The sequence below is a fragment of the Actinosynnema sp. genome (assembly GCF_052038725.1).
This window is the reverse complement of sequence record NZ_JBQGCX010000619.1, coordinates 1-3,593: the sequence shown is the minus strand read 5'-3', so window position 1 is coordinate 3,593 and position 3,593 is coordinate 1. Positions and strand designations below refer to the sequence as shown.

The window sequence follows — 3,593 nt, the reverse complement described above, 5'->3', positions numbered from 1 at the left end:
CGCCGGGGAGACGGTGGTGGTGAGCGGGGCCACCGGGAACCTGGGCAGCAGCGCGGTGGCTGTCGCCCTCGCGCTGGGGGCCGGGCGCGTGGTGGCCCCTGGGCGGAACCGGGACGTCCTGGAGCTGCTGGTCGACCGGTTCGGGGCGCGGGTGCGGCCGGTTGAGCTGAGCGGGGACGAGGACGGGGACCGCGCGGCCGTGGTGGCCGCGGCGGGCGGACCGGTCGACGTGGTGCTGGACCTCCTGCCGCCCAGCGCGCCCAGTTCGGTGACGCGGGCGGCGGCCATGACCGTGCGGGAGCGGGGGCGGGTCGTGCTGATGGGCGGGGTGGGGATGCTCGGCGGGGCGGACCTCGCCCTGCCGTACCCCTGGAGCATGCGCAACTCGGTGACCGTGCGCGGGCAGTGGATGTACCCGCGCACGGCCAACGTCGGCGTGATCCGGCTCGTGGCGGGCGGGGTGCTGGACCTGGGGCCTGAGCGCGTCACCCGGTTCGGGCTCGAACGGGTCGAGGAGGCGGTGGCCCACGCCGCCGCGCACGGCGGGGCCTTCGAGCGGACGGTTCTCGTGCCGCGGTCCGGGTGATGCGGCGGCGGGGCGGTGCGGCAGTTGGGCGGTGACGCGGCGGGCGGTCAGCGCCCGATCTTGGTGAACGCGTCCGCCGACCACTCGTCGTGGTTCGTGCCGCCGCCCGCCTCCGCGGCGATCGCGTCCGCCAGGGCGCGGTCGGCCGCGGGGTCGTGCTGGCGCAGCGCGCCTCTGCGCAGGGGCACGGGGATCGCGCAGGCCCACTGGGGGTGCAGGGTCGCCGCCCTCCTGGCCTTGGCGTTGAGCGAGGCCACGCCCAGGTGGAGGGTGGTGAGGCCGTGCGCTTCCATGTAGCGCAGCGGCTCGTAGTAGACGGTGTTGAAGTACTCGAAGGCGTTGTGCAGGCGGGAGTAGTCGAACCCGGCCACGCGGGCGTAGAGGGTGTCCTGCCAGCGGAAGTCGACCGAGCAGCCGACCAGGGCGCCCGCCGCGTCCTGGCAGCGGAAGACGACGCTGGAGTCGTCGGCGCAGCGGGCCTGCTCGGTCAGGAAGCGGGTGATCTCCTCGGTGGGCAGGGCCGAGTCGTAGCGGGCGCCGGTGGTCGCGATCAGCGGGACCACCTCGGTGAGGGTCTCCGACAGGCGGGCGGTGTCCACGGTGAAGCCCGCCTCGGCGAAGCGGCGCCACTCGTGCTCCTTCTTGCGCGCGTTCTTGCCCAGCAGGCGCTTGTACGAGGCGAAGGTGCCGCCTTCGTTGTGCAGCACGCCCTCCGCCCCGCGCAGCACCGCCCCCGCCTCCAGGTCCACGGCCAGCAGCGCCAGGTCCGAGGAGGTCAGGTGGTCCAGGAGCAGGGCGGACCTGCCGCGTTCGGCGGCCAGTTCGGCCAGGGCGTGCAGGAGCAGCGTCACGTGCGCGCGGGTGCGGCGCTCGCCGTCCTGGCGGACCAGGAGCTGGTTGTGGTAGCCGGTTCTCGGGCCCGCGCGGAGCACGCTCGCGCCACCCGCGACGGGGAGCGGGGCGGGGGGCGAGGTGAACTCGTAGACCGGCGACGCCGCCAGGAGCTCACCCGCCCGCTCCACCACCACGTAGGTCGGCCTCGCCGCGGCGGAGCGCTCCTGGGAGCGCAGCCAGGCGTGGCTGGAGTAGAAGCCCAGCGGGCCCACCAGGGAGTCCCAGGACTCCCGCGGTATCTCGTCCAAGGTGTCCAGTCGGCGCACCGTCGTCATGCCGTCCCCCTGTCCGGCAGCCAGGACTGGGCGTCCAGGCCGCCCACCACGAACTTGCCGAACTGGTCGGCGAACTCGGCGATCTTGCGGCGGTTGTGCGCCTCCACCACGCCCGGCGCCACCGGGAGCGGCTCGCCGACGCCGGTGAACACGCTGTACAGCGGCACCGGCAGGGCACCCCGGCCCAGCTTGGCCTCGTAGGTGCCGACGCCCAGGTTGAGCGCGGTCAGGCCGCGCTCCAGACCGGTGCGGACCGCCTCGTACATCAGGACCGTGAAGTAGTCCGAGCGGCCCGGCAGGTCGTAGTCGAAGCCGACGACGCGCGAGTACAGGCGGTCGTCCCGGCGGTAGCGCAGGGCGAACGCGGCCGGGCGGCCCTCGTCGCGGACCAGGAGCACGGAGCTGTCGGCGCTCAGGTGCCGGGCCTGCCGGTGGTAGACGGCGAGCGCGCGGTCGAGGCTGTACCAGGTGTGGCCGTACTTCTGCATCAGGGCGTTGTTGAGCGGGGCGATCACGTCGACCACGCCGGACAGCTCCAGTTCCTCGACGGTCCTGCCGCTCTCAGCGAAGTCGCGCAGCTCGCGGCGCACGCGGGTGCGGCGGTTGCGGGGCAGCCAGGACAGGTAGTCGTCGAAGGTCCAGTCGAGGCGCAGGACGTTCTCCACGTCCTGCAGGACGACCACCGCGCCCTCGTGGGCCGAGGCCACCTCCAGGGCCTCCTCCAGGGGGAGGTAGAGGTAGGCGAGGAGGTGGGCGTTCCGCTCCGCGGCCCAGGCGGCGGTGTCCTGGGCCAGGGCGGTGATCGCGGCTCGGCGCTCCGCGGCGGGCAGGCCGGGGCGGACGGGGAGCTGGCCCCGGAACTCGGACCAGCCCGCGCCCAGGACGAAGGGGGCGCGCTCGTAGGACTCGGCGCGTTCCGGGGCGACCAGGCCGTCCAGGAGGAACGTGGGCGCGTAGAGCCGGTGCGGCGGTTCGGTGAACGAGTACGACTCCAGGCCCGCCACGGGGCCGTCGTCGTCGGTGGCGATGAGGTGGCGGGCCGCCGCGGTCTCCGGCAGCTCCTCCTCGCGCACGCCCAGCCAGCCCGAGGCCGAGTAGGTCGTGGCCCGCTCGCGCAGGGCGTCCCAGTCCTCGGCCGGGGTCTCGGCGGCGGTGCTGTGGGCGGTGAGCTTCATCGGAAGTCCTTCTCCTGTGCGGCTGCTGCGGCTGTCCCGGTGTGCAGCGCCAACTCTTCCAGGTGCGCCGCGACGCCGTCCTCGTCGTTGGTCCCGATCACCTCGTCGGCGGCCAGCAGCACCTCCTCGGCGGCGTTGCCGACGGCGACGGCGGTGCGGGCGAGGGCGAACATGCCCAGGTCGTTGGGGGCGTCGCCGTAGACGGCCTCGGCCAGGGGGCCCGCGCCGGAGCGGGACAGGACCCACTCCAGCGCGGTGCGCTTGTCGGCGCCCGGCGCGGAGAGCTCCAGCAGACCGGCCGAGGAGGAGGTGCAGCCCAGGCCCAGGCGGCGCGCGAGGTCGTCGCCGACCTCGGGCGGGCAACCGACCACCATGAGGCACAGGACGTCCTGGCCCGGCGGGACGGTGGCGGACCTGCGCACCCGCGCGGCGCCGCTGACCAGGACGTCCGGCCAGTCCGGGGACAGAACGCGGTCGTGCGCGCGGTCGAGCGCCCAGACCGCGCCGGGGCAGCGCTCGGCCAGCGCGGTCACGGCGGCGGCGGCCAGCGCGGCGGGCATGGCGACGGTGCGCAGCACGCGCTCGGAGGGCAGCTCGGCCACGACCGCGCCGTTGGAGGCGACCAGGTAGCGCACCGGGGCCGCGTCGCGCAGCAGCGCCACC

Annotated in this window: 4 protein-coding genes; 1 reads left to right on the top strand and 3 read right to left on the bottom strand. The window is 74.9% G+C overall.

The window, feature by feature from the left end; all coding sequences use genetic code 11:
• Window positions 1-586: zinc-binding dehydrogenase (locus tag ACTUAL_RS13035; RefSeq protein WP_440900421.1), on the top strand; the 586-nt coding region annotated here is incomplete at its 5' end.
• Between the two features lie 47 nt (window positions 587-633).
• Here ACTUAL_RS13035 and ACTUAL_RS13030 read toward each other — a convergent pair.
• The 3 genes from ACTUAL_RS13030 to ACTUAL_RS13020 form a co-directional block, all read right to left on the bottom strand.
• Window positions 634-1,728, bottom strand: a complete 1,095-nt coding sequence (locus ACTUAL_RS13030; protein WP_440900420.1) for a hypothetical protein — start codon at window positions 1,726-1,728, stop codon at window positions 634-636.
• 23 nt (window positions 1,729-1,751) lie between these two features.
• Complete coding sequence (locus tag ACTUAL_RS13025) at window positions 1,752-2,930, bottom strand: GNAT family N-acetyltransferase (RefSeq protein WP_440900419.1); 1,179 nt, start codon at window positions 2,928-2,930, stop codon at window positions 1,752-1,754.
• Window positions 2,927-3,593, bottom strand: a 667-nt coding sequence (locus ACTUAL_RS13020; RefSeq protein WP_440900418.1) for an HAD family hydrolase, incomplete at its 5' end; no start/stop codon positions are given. The genes ACTUAL_RS13025 and ACTUAL_RS13020, both read right to left, overlap by 4 nt.